Annotated in this window: 19 protein-coding genes; 16 read left to right on the top strand and 3 right to left on the bottom strand. The window is 34.9% G+C overall.

Annotated elements, in window-relative coordinates:
- The first annotated feature begins 104 nt into the window (after positions 1 to 104).
- Both rplS and ACYIAQ_RS04800 read left to right on the top strand, forming a co-directional pair.
- The gene (gene rplS / locus ACYIAQ_RS04805) at positions 105 to 452 is read left to right on the top strand and encodes a 50S ribosomal protein L19 (protein WP_122023071.1); all 348 of its coding nucleotides are present in this window, start codon (positions 105 to 107) and stop codon (positions 450 to 452) included.
- Between the two features lie 89 nt (positions 453 to 541).
- Positions 542 to 1,306, top strand: coding sequence for a nucleoside phosphorylase (locus ACYIAQ_RS04800; RefSeq protein WP_483562710.1), 765 nt, complete (start codon positions 542 to 544; stop codon positions 1,304 to 1,306).
- Between the two features lie 225 nt (positions 1,307 to 1,531).
- Here ACYIAQ_RS04800 and lexA read toward each other — a convergent pair whose 3' ends face one another.
- Entirely contained in the window at positions 1,532 to 2,155 is a 624-nt protein-coding gene (lexA, locus tag ACYIAQ_RS04795; protein WP_122018404.1) for a transcriptional repressor LexA, read from the bottom strand.
- Positions 2,156 to 2,292: 137 nt separating this feature from the next.
- On the opposite strand from lexA, the gene ACYIAQ_RS04790 reads away from it, so the two are divergent.
- The 4 genes from ACYIAQ_RS04790 (at position 2,293) to ACYIAQ_RS04775 (ending at position 6,442) form a co-directional block, all read left to right on the top strand.
- Positions 2,293 to 2,541 carry a DUF896 domain-containing protein gene (locus tag ACYIAQ_RS04790; protein WP_122018403.1) on the top strand — a complete coding sequence of 83 codons (249 nt, stop codon included), beginning with the start codon at positions 2,293 to 2,295 and terminating at the stop codon, positions 2,539 to 2,541.
- A 69-nt stretch (positions 2,542 to 2,610) separates the two neighbouring features.
- The gene (locus tag ACYIAQ_RS04785; protein WP_122018402.1) at positions 2,611 to 2,826 is read left to right on the top strand and encodes a YneF family protein; all 216 of its coding nucleotides are present in this window, start codon (positions 2,611 to 2,613) and stop codon (positions 2,824 to 2,826) included.
- A 72-nt stretch (positions 2,827 to 2,898) separates the two neighbouring features.
- A complete protein-coding gene (locus ACYIAQ_RS04780) occupies positions 2,899 to 4,653 on the top strand; it encodes an ABC transporter ATP-binding protein (RefSeq protein ID WP_483562709.1) in 1,755 nt (584 codons plus the stop codon).
- Between the two features lie 112 nt (positions 4,654 to 4,765).
- The gene (locus tag ACYIAQ_RS04775) at positions 4,766 to 6,442 is read left to right on the top strand and encodes an ABC transporter ATP-binding protein (RefSeq protein WP_483562744.1); all 1,677 of its coding nucleotides are present in this window, start codon (positions 4,766 to 4,768) and stop codon (positions 6,440 to 6,442) included.
- A 511-nt stretch (positions 6,443 to 6,953) separates the two neighbouring features.
- On the opposite strand, the gene ACYIAQ_RS04770 is transcribed toward ACYIAQ_RS04775, so the two are convergent.
- Entirely contained in the window at positions 6,954 to 8,132 is a 1,179-nt protein-coding gene (locus ACYIAQ_RS04770; RefSeq protein ID WP_483562708.1) for a class I SAM-dependent methyltransferase, read from the bottom strand.
- A gap of 207 nt (positions 8,133 to 8,339) precedes the next feature.
- Complete coding sequence (locus ACYIAQ_RS04765) at positions 8,340 to 8,954, bottom strand: lysophospholipid acyltransferase family protein (protein WP_122018399.1); 615 nt, start codon at positions 8,952 to 8,954, stop codon at positions 8,340 to 8,342.
- Between the two features lie 59 nt (positions 8,955 to 9,013).
- Between ACYIAQ_RS04765 and ACYIAQ_RS04760 the strand changes: the two genes are divergently transcribed.
- The 10 genes from ACYIAQ_RS04760 to ACYIAQ_RS04715 all read left to right on the top strand — a co-directional run bounded on the left by ACYIAQ_RS04760 (position 9,014) and on the right by ACYIAQ_RS04715 (position 19,081).
- Positions 9,014 to 10,045 carry a GIY-YIG nuclease family protein gene (locus ACYIAQ_RS04760; protein ID WP_483562707.1) on the top strand — a complete coding sequence of 344 codons (1,032 nt, stop codon included), beginning with the start codon at positions 9,014 to 9,016 and terminating at the stop codon, positions 10,043 to 10,045.
- Between the two features lie 152 nt (positions 10,046 to 10,197).
- A complete protein-coding gene (rpsB, locus tag ACYIAQ_RS04755; RefSeq protein WP_483562743.1) occupies positions 10,198 to 10,977 on the top strand; it encodes a 30S ribosomal protein S2 in 780 nt (259 codons plus the stop codon).
- Between the two features lie 22 nt (positions 10,978 to 10,999).
- Positions 11,000 to 11,875 (top strand): translation elongation factor Ts, encoded by an 876-nt coding sequence (tsf, locus tag ACYIAQ_RS04750; RefSeq protein ID WP_483562706.1) that lies wholly within the window; start codon positions 11,000 to 11,002, stop codon positions 11,873 to 11,875.
- A gap of 306 nt (positions 11,876 to 12,181) precedes the next feature.
- A complete protein-coding gene (locus tag ACYIAQ_RS04745) occupies positions 12,182 to 13,096 on the top strand; it encodes an ROK family protein (protein WP_483562705.1) in 915 nt (304 codons plus the stop codon).
- A 162-nt stretch (positions 13,097 to 13,258) separates the two neighbouring features.
- A complete protein-coding gene (gene pyrH, locus ACYIAQ_RS04740; RefSeq protein ID WP_122018394.1) occupies positions 13,259 to 13,984 on the top strand; it encodes a UMP kinase in 726 nt (241 codons plus the stop codon).
- The gene (gene frr / locus ACYIAQ_RS04735) at positions 13,984 to 14,541 is read left to right on the top strand and encodes a ribosome recycling factor (protein WP_122018393.1); all 558 of its coding nucleotides are present in this window, start codon (positions 13,984 to 13,986) and stop codon (positions 14,539 to 14,541) included. Before pyrH ends, frr begins: the two co-directional genes overlap by 1 nt.
- A gap of 3 nt (positions 14,542 to 14,544) precedes the next feature.
- Entirely contained in the window at positions 14,545 to 15,279 is a 735-nt protein-coding gene (locus tag ACYIAQ_RS04730; RefSeq protein WP_483562704.1) for an isoprenyl transferase, read from the top strand.
- Positions 15,280 to 15,287: 8 nt separating this feature from the next.
- The gene (locus ACYIAQ_RS04725; RefSeq protein WP_483562703.1) at positions 15,288 to 16,085 is read left to right on the top strand and encodes a phosphatidate cytidylyltransferase; all 798 of its coding nucleotides are present in this window, start codon (positions 15,288 to 15,290) and stop codon (positions 16,083 to 16,085) included.
- A gap of 9 nt (positions 16,086 to 16,094) precedes the next feature.
- Positions 16,095 to 17,351: an RIP metalloprotease RseP gene (gene rseP / locus ACYIAQ_RS04720; RefSeq protein ID WP_483562702.1), complete on the top strand. Its 1,257-nt coding sequence runs from the start codon at positions 16,095 to 16,097 to the stop codon at positions 17,349 to 17,351.
- Positions 17,352 to 17,380: 29 nt separating this feature from the next.
- Entirely contained in the window at positions 17,381 to 19,081 is a 1,701-nt protein-coding gene (locus tag ACYIAQ_RS04715; protein WP_483562701.1) for a proline--tRNA ligase, read from the top strand.
- Positions 19,082 to 19,084: the final 3 nt, after the last annotated feature.

Here is a 19,084-nt window from a genome sequence, read left to right as displayed (position 1 = left end):
GTTAATTTGCTAAGATAATGCAGGTGCGAATTACAAGCATTAATAATTAGGGGTGTTCCGCTGGCGTAAATAGCGTTTATGAATGCCGAAGAAGGAGAATAATAATGGATCCATTAATTCAAGAATTGACTAAAGACCAATTACGTGATGATATTCCTAAATTCCGCGCTGGTGACACTATTCGTGTTCACGTCCGTGTTGTTGAAGGTACTCATGAACGTATTCAGATGTTTGAAGGCGTTGTAATCAAGCGTAAGGGTACAGGTATAGCTGCTGCTTACACTGTACGTAAGATTGCTTCTGGTGTTGGTGTTGAACGTACCTTCCCAGTTAATGATCCACGTGTAGCCAAGGTTGAAGTATTGCGTCACGGTCGTGTACGTCGTGCTAAGCTTTACTACTTGCGTGAACGTCATGGTAAGTCTGCAAGAATCGCAGAGAGACGTCGTTAATCAAATAAAAAGAACTATCTTTTTGATAAGGATAGTTCTTTTTTTATGCTAAAATACCAGTAATCTTATTTTAGCTAGGAGGTTTTAAAGTGCAACAGCCATTTTTATTAGATTTTGACGCAAATCGAAACGCAGTACTAGAGCCAGACCATGAAAGAAGTAAAGTGAACTATCACTTTCACCGAAAATTGTTATTTGCATTTATTACAAAGGACGCAATAAAACAATTTTTAATAGTATATCCGCATCGTTTAATAGGACAATTTGATTGCTTTGAAGGTAAAACCCCCATTTATGAAGTTGAAATTGGTCAAGAAAAAATCACATTTTGTCAAGCCAAACTGGGTGCTGCAGCTGCCACTGAATTACTTGATTGGCTAATTAGTTATGGGGTTAAGCAAATATTAACGATTGGTTCGGCTGGAACATTGGTTGACCTTCCAGAAGGTTATTTTTTATTACCAACTAAAGCAATTAGAGATGAAGGTACTTCATTTCATTATATGGAAGCCAGTAACTTTGTTGACTTAAACTCAGCTTATTTAAGCCGAATTGAATTTTTAATGAAACAAAATGGTTTAAAAGCTAAGAAAGTTTTAACCTGGACAACTGATGGTTTTTTCAGAGAAACTGCTCAAAAAGTTCAACAATTTAGAAAACTTGGTGCTGCTTGTGTTGAAATGGAGTGTGCAGCCATGGCTGCATGTGCTCAATTTCGCCGAGTTGATTTTGCTCAAATCTTATTTACTGCAGATTCATTAAGTAGTATTGAATGTCACAAAGATAGGGGCTGGGGACTGGATGCTCATAAAACTGCTCTCACTTTAGCGGCTAAAATAATTGCTGAAGTTTAAGTAAACTTTGTGAAAAAATATGGTTGTGAAACCTATATGAAACACTAGAAAATTTCACAATCCAAAGAAAAAATATTGTTATAGCAAGGTTAAGCATGCAAAAAGCCCCAAAAATTTGTGAATTCATGATATCTAATTAATGTGGAAAAATATAAAATATCGACTATTAAAAAACCGTAACAGTGTTGTTACGGTTTTCATGAAGCTATTATCAGTTGGGTTACTTTAAATAATACTGTTGCGATACAAGCCAATAACTTTTCCAAGAATATGAACACTTGATAAAATAATTGGGGACATTGAATCGTTCTCTGGTTGAAGACGGTAATGGTTCTTTTCTTTATAGAAACGTTTAACAGTTGCTTCGTTTTCATCTGTCATGGCAACGACAATTTCACCGTTAGTAGCAGAACTTTGTTTACGCACAATTACATTATCACCGTTTAATATGCCAGCATTGATCATGCTTTCGCCGTGTACCCTAAGCATAAACAGGTCACCCGCGTCATTTGCTAAGTCTGGAGGTAGAGGAAAGTAGTCTTCAATATCTTCTACGGCAAGAATCGGTTGCCCTGCCGTAACAACACCTACAATTGGAATTTCTGATGGCTTTACACCAAGCGCATTCTTTCCAGCTTCTGTTATTTCAAGGGCACGCGGTTTGGTTGCATCTTTAATTAGTAACCCTTTTCGCTGCAAGCGCGCTAAGTGACCATGAACCGTCGAAGTTGAAGATAGATCAACTTCATGGCAGATTTCACGGACAGTCGGTGGGAATCCACGTTTTTGAACCGTGTCATATATGTATTGAAGTATTTGTAATTGTTTAGAGCTTTGTTTGGTAGTCATAGATTTCTCCCATGTAGCAGACTTAATTTTAATGTTATTTTACCAGATATAACTATCAAGTACAAACAAACGTTCTAATTATTAAACCTTTTTTTATTTGTAAAAATAGGTTAGACTTTTAAACCAAGAGGTGTAACATGACGAAAGATAATGAAAAAAAATTAACAAATAGAATTAATGAATTGTACCACAAGAAAAAATCTGTCGGACTAACCGATGAGGAAGAAAGAGAGCGTCGGGAACTGCATAAGAAATTTATTGCGAATTTTCGGGCTGGATTTAAACAAGATGTTGAGAATTTAGTCATAATTGACAAAAACGGTAACGAATTAACATCTGAAAAAGCAAAAGCAGTTCAACGTAAAAAAGGTTTAAGAAAAGATTAAGTTAGACCTTTAAATTTATGTAATTTTTAGGTAAGATATACCTATTGGACAAATTGAGGTGATTATTTTATGAAATTGGGATTAGCGATCTTTTTAATAGTTATTGCACTCTTAATAGGTCTAGTTGGAGGCTTTTATGGTGCTAGAGCGTATATGAAGAAATATTTTAAGGATAATCCACCAATCAGTGAAGATATGATTGTTGCTATGATGTCACAAATGGGACAAAAGCCTTCGGCAAAGAAGGTTAACCAAGTAATGAACATGATGAAGCATCAAAAATAAAAGGTCTTACTAGATTGAAATTAAAGACGAGGATTTATTCTCGTCTTTTTATTTAGGCAAGATAGGTGAAAAATGGGTATATTTTTTAAATTAAAATGGTTTTTTAAACAAGAAAAAAGGAGATATATAATTGGAGTTGCATTTTTAGCTTTAACTTCTGTGGTCAATTTAGTTCCACCAAGAATTTTAGGGTTAATGGCAGACCAATTAAATCAAGGGTACATTAGTTGGCAAGAATATGCCGTATTAATTTTTGCAATTCTTATTGCTGCATTATTATTATATGGTTTTCGTTATTTTTGGCGTAAACAAATATGGGGTGGAGCCGCTAAGCTTGAACTTAAACTACGCTCAAAATTATTTCGTCACTTTATGGAAATGGATCGAACCTTTTATCAACGGCATAGAACAGGTGATTTAATGGCACATGCAACTAATGATGTCTCAGCTGTTCAATCAGTCGCTGGTGAAGGCGTTTTGACACTAGTTGATTCTTTAATTATGGGAATTTCAACAATGGTGGCAATGATAATATTTGTTAATTGGCGTTTGACAATTGTTGCCTTAATCCCTTTGCCATTCTTAGCGTGGGGCGCACGTAAACTTGGTGATCAACTGCATGATTCTTTTGATAAATCACAGGCTGCTTTTTCTAGGTTAAACAATAAAACTCAAGAATCAGTTTCTGGCATAAAAGTTTTAAAGACATTTGGTCAAGGAAAGCAGGATACTGAAGCATTTACACAAATGGTCAATGATACGATCAAAATAAACAAAAAAGTTTTTAAATGGGATACAATGTTTGATCCGTTAGGAACACTGCTAATTGGCTTGACATATACTATTACCATTATTTATGGTGGAATCATGGTTGCTAAGCACACTCTTTCTATTGGACAATTAGTATCTTTTATTGCGTATATTGGCAATATGGTTTGGCCAATGTTTGCGATTGGCTATTTGTTTAATATTTTAGAACGTGGTAGTGCAAGCTACGATAGAATTGAAAAACTATTAGCAGAAAAGCCGGCCATCACAGATGATGGAGCAGATCAAACAATTACTTCAGAAGACTTAACTGGTGACTTAAGGTTTTCAATTAAATCATTTGCCTACCCAGATGAACCTACAATTCCTATTTTAAAAAATATCAAATTTGATTTAAAACCAGGTCAGACATTAGGTATAGTAGGAAAAGTTGGCTCTGGGAAGTCGACGATTATTGAATTACTTTTGCGTGAATTTGATCGTTATGATGGACAAATAACAATCAATGGATATGATATTCGTGAAATTCCCCTTAATGTGTTGCTGCGAGAAATATCATATGTGCCTCAAAATAATTATCTATTTTCAACAAGTATTCAGAACAATATTTCATTTTCCAAAGTAAATGCAGATGAGGCAGATGTTATTGCAGCAGCAAAAAAAAGTGATTTACATAATGATATTTTACAAATGCCTGGAGGCTATAATACTTTAATTGGTGAAAATGGAGTTTCACTTTCTGGCGGCCAAAAACAACGGATGTCAATTGCACGTGCACTGTTAAAGCAGAGTCAGATTTTAATTCTGGATGATGCATTGTCAGCGGTTGATGCCAAAACTGAAATGACAATTTTAAAAGCATTGAATAAGGAACGACAAGGAAAAACAACGTTGATTGCTACACATAGATTAACTTCTGTCATGAATGCCGATTTAATTTTAGTTTTAAAGAACGGTAGAATTATCGAGCAAGGAACTCATAATCAGTTAGTGTCTGCAAACGGTTGGTATAAAGATACATGGAGTCGTCAAGAACTAGAAGAGAAAGTAGGTGAATAAGGTGGATAATCAAAATTCGAATCAATCAGTATGGTCTCAGGAAATACCTGTTAAGGAGCAATTAAGTATTTTAAAGAGGCTGTTGCATTATGTATTGTATTTTAAAAATGAAATGATTATTGCTGGTGTCGGTGCTTTTCTAGTTAGTGTAATCAACATGCTTTTGCCATATGGATTACAGTATTTTCTTGATAATTTTTTAGTAAAAGCAAATATCACGACTCAAATAATTTTATTTGGTGGCTTATTATATGCCTTGGGTTCAGTTATAAAAGGCTGTTTACAATTTACATATGAATATTTCTTTTCGTTAGGTTCAGAAAAATCATTAGAATTTCTAAGAGTTAAGCTCTATCAAAAATTGCATCAATTGGGAATGCGTTATTTTGATCAAACTCCAGCTGGTTCAATTGTCTCACGTGTGACTAATGATACGATGACATTAAGCAATTTTTTAACAGTATTAGCTAGTGTTGTTATTTCAATTTTTTCGGTTATTTCTGCCCTTGTTGCAATGTTTTCTACCAATGTTGTTGCTGGCTGCATTGTTCTAGCATTTTTGCCAATACTATTAATAATAATCTGGTTATATTCAAGAAAAAGTTCAAAGTTATATCGCAACTATCGTGAAAATCTGAGTCGAATTAATACCAACTTAAATGAGTCAATTGAAGGAGTTTCTCTAATTCAGCAATTTAAGCAGGAAAAGAGAATGGGTCAATGCTTTGAAAATGAAAACTCTGCATTAATGAAAACCCGGTTTAGTATGATTACGTTAAATTCAATCCTATTGTCACCATTAACAAGTTTGTTATATTCGTTAGCATTGGCTTTGACATTAATGTATTTTGGTTATCCTTTACGACAAACTTTTGTTCCAGCTGGAGTAGTTTATGCATTCTCACAATATATTTCACAATTATTTAATCCTATATCAAATTTAATGGATCAAATGACTTTCTTTCAAGATGGGATAGTTGCCGGAAAAAGAATTTTTCGTATTCTCGATGATACTAATTACGAACCACAGCAAGATGAGCAACTTGGATTAACCATTACCAAAGGAAAGATCGAATTTAAGCATGTAAGTTTTTCTTATGATGGAAAAAACGAAATACTACATGACATATCGTTCACAGTAAATCCAGGGCAAACCCTAGGTATTGTTGGTCATACAGGATCTGGGAAAAGCTCAATCATTAATGTGATGATGCGTTTTTACGAATTTTATCAAGGTGAAATTTTGATAGATGGTGTGGATATCAAAAAATATCCTAAAGCCGAACTTCGTCAAAAACTTGGACTTGTTTTACAAGAACCGTTTATGTTTTATGGTGATATAAATTCGAATATTAGACTATATAACGCAACAATTTCGGATCAACAAATTAAAGATGCGGCTAAAACGGTTCAGGCTGATGAATTTATTGAAAAACTTCCTGGTAAATATAAAGCAAAAGTTGGCGAAGGTGGAGATGAATTCAGTCAGGGACAACGGCAGTTGATCTCATTTGCCCGAACTCTTGTGACTGATCCGAAGATTTTAGTTTTGGATGAGGCAACAGCAAATGTCGATACCGAAACGGAAACATTGATTCAAAATGGTCTAAAAAGATTACGTCAGGGTCGAACTACCTTGGCTATTGCGCATCGATTATCGACAATTGTTGATGCTGATCAAATAATTGTTTTAGACAGTGGAAAGATTGTAGAACGAGGCACACATCAGCAGTTGCTTGCCCAAAAAGGTTATTATTACAATCTTTATACTTTGCAAAATCAAAAGTAATTTTGATAGATAATTAAATAAGAGTCTGGAGAAACTATTCTCCTTGATCAACAAAAAAGCGTTGAACTTGCATGTTCAACGCTTTTTCTCGGTCTTGATATTATTAATTATAAAACCATAAGTAGATCGTAGACTAATAACAATGTATCAAAATTATACCACAGGCAATCACACATTTAAAATCTCGCTTTTTACCCTATAGCCATAAGATTGTCTAGACGCTTACCCAAAATCAGCCAATGCTGTATTTGGCTGACCAACAGACCATGTCCTATTACACAATTAATAATTTTCACGTCAGCAAAAATGTTAATCAAACAGTGTTTTTTTCTGTTTTAATAGCCTAAAGTAGAGTGTTTGTTGTATAATCATATTCTTTTTATTGATTGTACTAAAATTTAAGCTAATGCCACCAAGAAAAAAGAGACAAACAATGTTGTGACCCACGAAATTAAGACAATCTCGGAGGTTATATTTTTATGTCTAAATTATCTAAACAAGATAAAATTAATTACTTAGTAATCATATAATTTCTTGTCATTGGCAGGTTTTCACCAGATGGTCCCTTGGTTATCAAATACTGTACAACATCAATATTGCCGGATTCAAAGGAAGCAGCACAAGCTTGCAAGTATAAATCCCACATTCTAGTAAAGCGTTCACCCATTTTCTTTTGGATTACATCACGTTGATTATTAAAATTAGTGTCCCAAATTTCTAATGTTCGCTGGTAATGACGTCTAAGCATTTCTAAGTCATCAATTTGTAAACCACTGGCGATAATATGTTCAATATTTTCACTTAATCCAGGAACATAACCACCTGGGAAAATATATTTATTAATCCAAGCGTTTTTAGCCCCGCCTTGCTGACGAGTAATTCCATGAATTAAAGCAATTCCGTCTTTTTTAAGATATTTAGATACATCTTGAAAATATTCGCCTAAGTTTTCTTGTCCAACATGTTCAAACATTCCAACTGATGTAATATAGTCCCATTGTTGGTTACCAAGTTCACGGTAATCTTTTAATTGAACTTCAGCCACATCTTGAAGATTTTGATCATAAATCTTTTTTTGGACTAACTTATATTGTTCTTCACTAAGGGTCACTCCAGTAACTTTTAGACCGTATTTTTGGGCAGCGGTTAACATTAAAGTTCCCCAGCCACATCCGATATCAAGCAATGTTTTACCTTTTTCTGGATGTAATTTTTCAAGAATATGATTAATCTTAGCAAGTTGTGCTTTTTCTAAATTATCATGATTATCTTCTTCAAAATAAGCGCAAGAATATGTCAATGTTGGATCTAACCATAATTCATAGAAATCATTTCCAATATCATAATGACTTTGAACATCTTTTTCACTTTGCTGTTCGGTATGTCTTTCTTGGGGTAAAAATTTGCGAAATTTTGAGGAGCGCAAAAAACTATCGGCGCTCTCATAAGCTCCCCAAATTAACTTTTGTAGACTGCCTTTGATTTCAATCTTTTTATCCATATAAGCTTCGCCTAGTGCAAGCGATGCGTTACGGGAAATGGCTGTTACCGGAATTTTTTCATTAAAAACAATTTCGATATTCGGGCTACCGTTTCCGTATATTTCGCTCTTACCATCCCAATAAGTGACTTTTATTGGAAACGGAAAGGACTTGCTCAGCATTGTCCTGTAAAATGTTTTTTCTAACAATTTTCGAATACCTCCATTTATATAATCATTATTATTAACATTTTAACACTTATAAAACATGTTCGAAAAATCTTGCATCAATTCAATACATAAGTTTTCAATACATAAGTTTGCTAGTGTTTATTTAATTAAAAAATCAAAAGTTGCAATAATGCGTTCTGAAATATTAAATGAGAACAAATAAAAGTCGAGAAAATTTCTCGACTTTTATTTAGGTTGATAATGAAAATTGGGATTTTGTTCGTAGTCTATTTTATTCCATGCCTCTTGAAGCTGCTTGCCCAGTAATTCTTCATTTTCATGTGTCAGTTTCACTTTTCGATCAACTTGAAAGGGTTCTCCAAAGCAAACTTCCAAAGGCTTACGTTTGAGTAAATCAGTAAATGTAAGCGGTCCTTGATAAACTACGGGGACAATTGGTTTGCCAGAAAGCTTGGCAATAGCAATCGTTCCTCCTTTAAGTTCTGTGGAATGGCGAGTTCCTGATGGAAAAATAATTAATGAATAATTGCCATTTTTAAGTCCCTTAATTGGGGTCTTTAAAGCAGAAGGTCCGGGATGCTGGCGATCGACAGCAAAAGCATGAGCATGTTTTAGAATAAAACGTAAAATTGGATTTTTAAATAACTCGATTTTACTCATAAACATAAATTCTTTTGGACTGGCAGCAAGGGCAAACAAGATAGGTTCCCACCAAGTGCGATGCGGCGCAGCTAATATATAATTTCCTTCAGGAATGCGTTCCTTATGATTAACGTGTAAATGCCCATTAATTAGCCACACAATGAAGCGAGCAACGGGTCGAATAAAATGATAAAACATAATTCCCTCCATTTGTTGTAAAATATTATAGCAAAGCTTAGGAAGAGGATAAAACTTTTATGATAAATTTGAAAAAAAATGAGCGAATTGACTATATGTATAGCGACCATTTAAAAATCATTCAGGGTAAAACGTCCTTTAGTTTTTCTCTTGATACATTACTTTTGGCCTCAATGGCTAAAAATTCAATTAAGGATAACTTTAAAGTTGCAGATCTTTGTGCAGGTAACTGTGCGGCAACAATCTATATGGCATATTTTAACCGAGCAAAGTATGATGCAATAGAAATTCAAGAAGATATTGTTTCTCAAGCAGAGCGTTCAGTTACATTAAACCAAATGGAAAATCGAATCAAGGTTTATTCGGAAAATGTTAAGGATGCAACGACCTTTTTACGAAAGGATTCCTATGACGTTATAGTCGTTAATCCACCGTACTTCAAGGTTGTTAAAGATCACAAGATTAATCCAGATGCTAAAAAAGCCATTGCTCGCCATGAACTTCTAATTAATCTTGAAGAAATAATTAACGTTTCGAGCATGTTACTTAAGATGAAGGGGAAGATGTTTATGGTTCATCGACCCGAGCGTCTGAATGAAATTGCCTACTATTGTCTAAAGCATGATTTAAGCATTAAGTTGATTCAGCCATATGTTTCTCATCGCGGTGAAAACAGTAATTTAATTATTATTGAGGCAGTCAAGCATACCGGTAGTGATGGCTTGGTTTTAAAAGATCCAATTGAAGTTCATAATCAATCTGGAGATTATCAACCAGTCATTCAGCGAATAATTCGTGAATCAGATACTGAAAAGAGGAGTAGAGCAGATCGCAAAGAATATTATTTCTATGTTCTTCTTTGCAGTGACGGAAGCTTCTATGGTGGTTTTACTGATAATCTTAAAAAGCGCCTACAAACTCATAATGATGGCAAGGGAGCTAAATATACCAAGGCACGTCGACCAGTCAAGATGATTTACCACGAAAAGTTTGCTGATAAAAAGTTGGCTCTTAAACGTGAATACTGGTTTAAACACCATTCTAGACAATGGAAGGAAGCTTTTTTAAAAGAACACAGAGTTGACTTTTAGTCTTGCATCTTTAGTAAAAATTTAGTATTATTTTCTAGTGTGCTATAAGTACATGGATAAAACATCAAGGGCGATTAACATTTTGGTGCCAAATATTGGTGAAACGTTAAAATGACCGCTTGAGAGGATTAAAACCATAGGAGGAAGTTATAATTATGTCAGTAGTTTCAATGAAACAATTACTTGAAGCTGGTGTTCACTTTGGCCACCAAACTAGAAGATGGGATCCTAAAATGGCTCCTTACATTTTTACACAAAGAAATGGCATTTACATCATTGACTTGCAAAAGACAATTAAGATGTTAGATGACGCATACGCATTTGTTAGAGCAGTTGCTCAAAATAATGGTGTTATTCTTTTTGTGGGTACTAAAAAACAAGCTCAAGATTCAATTGCTGAAGAAGCAACTCGTGCTGGTCAATATTATGTTAACCAACGTTGGTTAGGTGGTACTTTGACTAACTGGAAGACCATCCAAAGCCGAGTTCAAAGATTAAAAGATTTAAAGAAAATGTCAGAAGATGGTACTTTCGATGTACTACCAAAGAAGGAAGCCTCACTTTTGACTAAAGAAATGGATAAGTTAGAAAGATTCTTAGGTGGTATTGAAGATATGCCTAGAATTCCTGATGTCTTATTTGTTGTTGACCCTAAGAAAGAAAAGATTGCTGTACACGAAGCAAATATTTTGGGTATTCCAGTCGTAGCGATGGTTGATACCAATACTGACCCAGAACCAGTAGATGTTGTTATTCCTTCAAATGATGATGCTATCCGAGCAATTCGCTTAATTTCTGGTGCAATGGCTGATGCTGTTATTGAAGGTAAGCAAGGTCAAGATGATAGTGATGAGAAAGTTGAAGCCGAAATGGTTAAGGGCAGTGACGACAATGCTACTGTAGAAACTGAAGAAGCTTCAGACGAAAACTAGTTTTATTTGGAAGGAAACTTTAATGGCTAACATTACTGCTAAACAAGTTAAAGAGTTACGTGACCGGACCGGTGCCGGGATGATGGATTCCAAGAAAGCTTTAGTTCAAGCTGATGGAGACATTGAAAAAGCAATCGATATCTTAAGAGAAAATGGTGTTGCTAAAGCTGCTAAGAAGAGTGGTCGGATTGCAGCTGAAGGCTTGGCAGAGTTCGCCTTTGAGGGCAATACTGCTGTTTTAGTTGAGATCAACTCAGAGACTGACTTTGTTTCTTCAAATGACAAATTCATTAAATTAGTCGACGATGTTACTAAGGCAATTCTTGCAACTAAACCTGCCAATGTTGAAGAAGCATTGAAAGCACCAATGGGTGATACTACTATTGGTGATGCAATCACTAATTTGACTGCTGTTATTGGCGAAAAGATCACTTTGAGAAGATTCGATTTGATTTCTAAGAATGATGATGAAGTATTTGGTGCATATAAACATAATGGTGGTGCAATTGTTGCTCTTGTTACTTTAAAGGGTGATAGCGCAGAAGCCGCTAAGAATATTGCAATGCACGTAGCTGCAATTAACCCAGAATACTTAAACAAAGAATCAGTTCCTAAAGCTGACTTTGATCGGCAAAAAGAAGTTTTCACTAAGGAAACTGAAAAAGAAGGCAAGCCTGCTAATATTATTCCTAAGATCGTTGAAGGTCGAGTTAATAAATACTTGAGTGAAATTTGTTTGGTTGATCAACCTTACGTTAAGGATGGCGACATGACAGTTGCTGAATATGCAAAATCAGCAAATTCTGAAGTAGTAAACTTTACTCGTTATGAAGTTGGCGAAGGTATCGAAAAGAAACAAGAAGATTTTGCTGCTGAAGTTAAAGAACAAATGAAATAATATTTTCAATTTTAATTTTTAAAATTGATACGAAACCCCATAATTAGTAGTCGTAATTATGGGGTATTTGTATGTTAATTAATGACTCATAATTAAAGGTATTATCATTGAATTCACAAAAATTATGAAGATAGTTTTACTGTATTTAATATTGAAATTTGTTTTCAGTTAAAACTAATAATCCGTCCTAATTTAAGTGATAAATTCTAGCTAGTTATAATAAATGTAAAGTTTGACAATATTACAATAGAGTGTTATTTAGTTAGATAGAGACGATAGATTAATTTAACTATATGAAAGAAAGTTATGAAAACGTATTTAAGTATTGACATTGGTGGTACAGAAAATAAATTTGCTCAATTTAACCAAGCTGGTAATGTTATCAATAAAGGGAAAGTTAAAACCAAACATGAGAAAAAAAACTTTTTAGCAACTATAGATCAAATTATTGATAATTACTCAGCCGAAATAAAAGGTATCGCTTTTTGTACTCCAGGTAAAGTTGAAAAGACAAGAATTCATTTTGGTGGAGCTTTGCCTTTTCTGGATGGAGTTGATTTTGCACAAAGATATGGTAATAAGCTTAATATTCCAGTTGCAGTTATCAATGATGGTAAAGCTAGTATTTTGGCTGAGAGCTGGCTGGGCAGTTTAAAGGGTGAGAAAAATTGCGCAGCAATTACTTTAGGTACCGCTGTTGGAGGCGGCATTATAATTGATGGACATTTGCTGGAAGGAGTTCATTATCAAGCTGGCGAGCTTAGTTTCATGATTTGTAATAGTTCACATCTGTCAAAGATGGCTGGAAGTGCTGCAATAACTGGCTCGGCAGTCAAATTTATTCAGGAAGTTAATCATCATCTCGGTTATTCAGATGAAAATGATGGTCGAAATGCTTTTGATGCTATTCAAGAAAAAAATCCTGAAGCGGTCAAAATTTTTCATTCGTTTTGCTTGAGGATTGCAATCTTGATTTTGAATCTTCAAACAGTTGTAGATGTAACTAAAATTGCAATTGGTGGTGGAATAAGTGCCCAGCCCATTTTGCTTCCTGCAATTAATAAGGCGTATGATAAATTAATTTATGAGATAAACCCGGTGATCGGGCAAACCTTAACTAAACCAAAAATAGTTGCAGCAAGTTTTCAAAATGAATCTAATCTTTATGGGGCTTTGTATAATTTGTTGTTACAAATGAACAACGAAAATTTGAATCATTAAATTTGAAACTCATTTCGAAAAAATAGATTTTGTTAGTTTAACTACCAATTTGTTTGATAAAGGATGAGTTTTTTTATGACAAAAATCCGTTCTTTTGTTTTGTTCATCAACATTAAAAGACTTTATATGGTAGAATAATTTAAGTTAATAGAGGAGGTTGTCATGACTGAAGTTAAATATAGGCGGGTTGTTTTGAAAATTTCCGGAGAAGCTTTAGCCGGTGATAAGGGTACTGGTATTGATCCGACGGTCATTAGTCATTTAGCAGAAGAAATCAAGACAGTTCACGATTTAGGCGTTGAAATTGGAATTGTTTGTGGTGGCGGAAACATGTGGCGAGGAGAAACCGGAGCGAAACTTGGAATGGAACGTTCCCAAGCAGACTACATGGGAATGCTAGCAACTATCATGAACGGCCTAGCTCTTCAAGATGGTTTAGAGCATGTCGGTGTCCCAACAAGGCTTCAAACTTCAATTGAAATGAGACAAATCGCTGAGCCTTACATTAGAAGAAAGGCAATCCGTCATTTAGAAAAGGGCCGTGTAGTAATTATGGGTGGAGGTACAGGTAATCCGTATTTTTCAACCGATACAACTGCGGCTTTACGTGCAGCTGAAATAAATGCTGATGTTATTTTAATGGCTAAAAATGGCGTTGATGGTGTTTATACAGCTGATCCTAAGCTTGATCCAAGTGCAACAAAGTATAGCGAATTAACTCAACTTGATGTTATCGCTAAAGATTTAAAGGTGATGGACAGAACAGCAAGTTCACTTTCAATGGACACAAATATTCCGTTAATTGTTTTTAATGTTAATACTGAAGGAAATATTAAACGAGTTGTTTTGGGAGAAAATATAGGAACAGTTATTGAAGGAGGAAAATAATGAATAATGAAGTAATTAAAAAAGCCAAACAAAACATGAGTAAGTCGATCAATGTTTTTGAAAAGAATCTTGCGTCTATTCGTGCAGGCGTAGCAAATTCAGCTATTCTTGATGGTATTAAAGTGGATTATTATGGTGTTCCAACTCCTTTAACGCAAATGGCAGGTATTACAATTCCAGAAGCACGTGTTCTTTTGATTACGCCATATGATCAAACTAGTTTAGATAACATTGAACATGCTTTGCTCGCTTCTAATCTTGGATTGACTCCAGCAAATGATGGTAAAGTCATCCGTTTGGTAATTCCACAATTAACTGGTGAAAGACGCCAAGAAATTGCTAAGCAAGTTAATAAACTTGCCGAAGAAGGTAAAATTGCTATTAGAAATATTCGTCGTGATGCAATGAATAGTTTAAAAAAACAACAAAAAGATGATGAAATAACTGAAGATGAGCAACGTAATCTTGAAAAGCAAGTTCAAAAGGAAACTGATAATGCAACTAAAAAGGTGGATGAACTTGCTGAACAGAAGCGTAAAGAAATCACGCAAGGATAACGAATGGCAGATAAAAAGAATCAATTAAATCATTTGGCAATTATTATGGATGGTAATGGCCGTTGGGCTACTAAGCAGGGCAAACCTCGCATTGCTGGACATCATGAAGGAATGAATAATGTTGAGCGCATAACATTGGCCGCTAATGATCTTGGAATTAAAGTATTATCATTATATGCCTTTTCTACTGAAAATTGGGCACGTCCAAAAGAAGAAGTAGCGTATTTAATGAATTTACCTGTTCGCTTTTTTGATAAATTTATGCCAACATTGATGGAAAATAATGTTAAGGTTAATATTATGGGTTATCTTGATCAGTTGCCAGCAAAAACTTTTACAGTTGTGGAACGTGCCATGACTCAAACTGCTAATAATACTGGTTTGATTTTAAATTTTGCTTTCAATTATGGTTCAAGAAATGAGATAACAACTGCAGTAAAGGAAGTAGCTGAATTGGTAGAATCTAAGCAAATTACTTCTAGTCAAATTAATGAGCAAATGATTTCTGAGCATTTGATGACCGCTAACCTTGGAGAATATTGTGATCCAGACCTTTTGATAAGGACTTCAGGAGAGCAAAGGCTTTCAAATTTTTTGCTCTGGCAATTAGCTTATGCTGAATTAGCTTTTAGCCCTAAATACTGGCCGGATTTTACTAAAAAAGACTTAGCGGAGTTTGTTAAAGATTTTCAAAATCGACATCGTCGCTTTGGCAAAGTCGATGAATCAGATAGTTAGGTAATTATATGAAACAACGTGTGATCACAGCAATTATTGCTTTAATGTTATTTATTCCTATTGTTCTTTTAGGTGGAATATGGATGGATTTACTAACAGTGGCTTTTGCTGCAGTTGGTATTAGCGAAATATTCTTAATGAAGAAGCAAATTTTGGTTTCTATAAACTTTTTATTAGCTTTACTTGCAACGATAATTTGGGCAGTTCCCGATAGTTTTATCAAGAGTATGCCATTTCATTGGACAAAATATGGAATTTACTTTAGTTTAATTATGCTAATGTTGACTTGGACTGTTTTATCTAAGAACAAGACGACATTTGATGATGTCGGTGCATATACATTAGGTTCTTTGTATATTGGAACAGGATTTCATTACATGGCAAGTATAAGAAATAGTTCTAACGGATTAGCTTTATTGTGCTATGTATTTGTAGTGGTGTGGCTAACTGATACAGGAGCTTACATGATTGGTCGTAAAATAGGTAAGCATAAATTATGGCCCGTAATTAGTCCCAACAAAACCTGGGAAGGTTCCCTGGGGGGGACGTTATGCGCCGTAATATGTGCAGCAATTTATACTTATTTTGTTCAAGTAGGTCAATCACAAATAGAAATGATCGGTTTTGCACTGATTTTATCAATTATTGGTCAAATGGGGGATTTAGTAGAATCAGCGTATAAACGTTACTACGGCGTCAAAGATTCGGGTAAAATATTGCCAGGTCATGGTGGCATTTTAGATCGCTTTGACAGTATGTTGTTTGTTTTGCCAGTTTTTGCTGCTTTATTAGGAATTGTGCATTAGGTGATAAATTTGAAAGGAATATTAATCTTTCTAATAGTTTTTGGCTTGCTGGTTTTTATTCATGAATTTGGTCATTTTATTGTCGCAAAAAAATGTGGGATTTTAGTTCGTGAATTTTCGATTGGGATGGGACCTAAACTCTTTCAAGTTCGTCGTAATCCAACTACGTATACTATTCGCTGGTTACCTTTAGGCGGATATGTACGTTTAGCTGGAAGTGACGAAGATACTGCACTTGAGCCTGGGATGTTAGTTATTGTCCAATTGGATAATAACGAAAAGGTAACAAGAATCGATGCTTCCGGTTCAGATATTCCAATTGAAGGAATACCTGTGCAAATTACCAAGGCGGATTTAGTTGATAAGTTGTTTATTAGTGGTTATGAAAATGGTAATGAAAGTAAAAACGTAACATATTCTGTCTGTCATGACGCCACTATTATTGACCAATCGAAGACAGAGTTAGTTATTGCCCCTCGTGATACGCAATTTCAAGAAGTCAATGTTTGGCAAAAGCTTGCTACAAATGTTGCTGGTCCTCTAATGAATATTATTTTAGGTTTTGTCGTTTTTTTGATCTGGACTTTTACGGTTGCTGGTCCTCCAACGACAACAATTGACCAGGTTAGTGCGGCCTCACCAGCAGAAAATGCACAAATTAAAGCAGGTTCAAAGATAATTTCAATTAATAATCATCCAGTCACCAGTTTTGACGATATTTCACAGCAAATTGATCAAAGCAGAGGAAACAATTTGCATATTAAGCTAAATAAAAATGGTCAAAATCAAGTAGTAAATGTTAGACCTCAAAAAGTTTCTATACAAGGTCAGACTAGTTATCAAATTGGTATTAAGGCCAAAAGTGATGAACGTGCAATAGTTAAATTTAACCGAGGCTGGTCTACCTCGGTTACAACAACGGGAATGATATTTAATGCTGTTGGGGATTTATTTAGTCATTTTAGTTTGAATAAATTATCTGGTCCTGTTGGTATTTATTCACAAACTTCACAGGTTTCACAGATGGGCTTTTCCTATGTATTAGCCTTTTTAGCAATGATATCAATTAATTTGGGGATAGTAAATTTAATTCCAATACCTGGCTTGGATGGTGGAAAATTTTTATTAAATTTAATTGAGCTTTTTCGTGGAAAACCGATTTCACCTGAACATGAAGCAATGGTTGAGCTTATCGGGTTTGGTTGTTTATTATTATTAATTATTGCTGTTACAGGAAACGATATTTATCGTTATTTTATTAAGTGAAAGATTTTTGTTCATTTGGGAGAAAATTAATGCGTCAATCTAAATTTTTTATGCCTACTTCAAAAGAAGCTCCTTCGGATGCAGTGGCAGAGAGTCATAAACTAATGCTTAGGGGAGGATATGTTCGTCAGGTTACTGCGGGGGTATATTCTTATTTACCATTAGGTTTTCGAGTTCTAATAAAAGTTCAACACATAATGAAGGAAGAAATGGCTAAGATCAATGTACCTGAAATGGCCATGCCTGATTTATTACCAGCTTCTCTTTGGGAAGAATCTGGTCGTTGGCAAAAATATGGTTTAGAAATGTTTAGACTAAAGGATCGACATGGTCGTCTAAGTCTATTAGGACCAACGCACGAAGAGACTTTTACCGAAATTGTAGCCAAAAATTTAAAGAGCTATAAACAGATGCCAATTGCGTTATATCAAATTCAAACTAAGTTTCGTGATGAAAATCGGCCACGCTTCGGATTACTTAGAACTCGTGAATTTATTATGCTCGATGCATATAGCTTTGCAGCTACCAAAGAACAACTTGATCAACAATTTGATGATGAGAAGAAGGCCTTTGAAGCTATATTTCATCGTTGTGGAGTCAAGGTGACCCCAGTTATTGCCGATTCTGGCACAATGGGTGGTAAAAATTCTACGGAGTTTCAAGCTCCAGCAGCAATAGGTGAGGATACTATTGCTACTAATGAAACGGGTACTTACTCTGCTAACCTAGAAATGGCAGCCAGTGTTGATACTTTCAAACCGGTAAAAGAAGATCCTCAACCTCTTAATCTGGTAGCAACACCCGATCAAGAAACAATTGCTGAATTGGCTAATTTCTTAAATGTTGAGAATACTCGAATTGTGAAGAGCGTTCTATATATTGTTAATGAAAAAGAACGTATTTTAGTTTTAATTAGAGGTGATAAGCAAGTTAATGAGGTGAAGCTGACCCATTTGCTTGATGCGGATTCAGTTCGTGTTGCAACTGATGAAGAATTAAAACAAATAACTACTATTAGTAAGGGAAGCATTGGTCCGGTTAATGCAGACTGGGCTGATCAAATTGTTGCTGATGAAACAGTTAAGAATTTATCTAATGTGATTGTTGGGGCTAATAAGATCGGTTATCAATTTGAAAATACAAATATCAATCGTGATTACAAAGTTGATATTTTTGGAGATATCCGAGTTGCTAATGAAGGCGAGCCTGACCCTATTGATCATTTGCCATTACAATTTACAACTTCAATTGAAGTTGGTCACATTTTCAAGCTTGGTACTTACTATACTGAAAAAATGGGTGCAAATTTCTTGGATCAAAATGGTAAGGCACAGCCAGTAATTATGGGTTCATACGGAATAGGTGTTACTCGCGTATTGTCTGCAGTTATTGAGCAACACCTAACTAAACATGGAATTGCTTGGCCACAGGAAATTGCTCCATTTGCTCTTCATATTGTCCAAATGAAAATGAAAGATGAAGCACAGACTCAATTAGCTGAAAAACTTGAACAAGAATATGGTAATAAATATGATGTTCTATATGATGATCGCAATGAACGTGCTGGTGTAAAATTTGCAGATGCTGATCTTGTAGGCGCACCAATTAGGGTTACTATTGGTAAGAAAGCTAATGAAGAAATTGTTGAAGTCAAACGTCCGGTTGATGAAAAGGCTACTGAAATGACAATTAGTGAATTAGCTGATTTTGTAGAAAAAGAGTTAGGATAATTT

Source organism: Lactobacillus sp. X-49, from assembly GCF_057063645.1.
This window is presented reverse-complemented; position numbering and strand designations above follow the sequence as displayed.